At 60.4% G+C, this 366-nt stretch carries 1 pseudogene; it reads right to left on the bottom strand.

Annotated elements, in window-relative coordinates:
• A pseudogene (locus tag E7681_RS18690) lies at window positions 1–366 on the bottom strand (cbb3-type cytochrome c oxidase subunit I); the annotation flags it as partial.

Here is a 366-nt window from a genome sequence, read left to right as displayed (position 1 = left end):
GTTTCAGCATCAGGAAGGCCAGGATCGAAGCCATCACCAGTTCCCAGGTGCCTTCCACCCACAGGTGGACGATGTACCACCAGTACATCTTGTCCAGCGCCAGGTTGGCCGGGTTCACGAAGGCAAAGAGGAACAGCAGCGCCAGACCCCAAAGGCCCAGCAGCAGGATGTTGGTGATCGCCGTCTTGCGCCCCTTCAACACCGTCATCGACACGTTGAACAGGAAGATCAGCGCCGCGACCACGATGCCCGCCTTGACCCATTTGGGCTGTTCGATGAACTCGCGCCCCTCGTTGCCCAGCAGGAAGTTGCCGTCAAACAGGTTGAACAGGTAGGTCACGACCACGCCCGCCGTGCCGACCACCA

The organism is Thalassobius vesicularis, assembly GCF_004799325.1.
Taxonomy (GTDB): Bacteria; Pseudomonadota; Alphaproteobacteria; order Rhodobacterales; family Rhodobacteraceae; genus Thalassobius; species Thalassobius vesicularis.
This window is presented reverse-complemented; position numbering and strand designations above follow the sequence as displayed.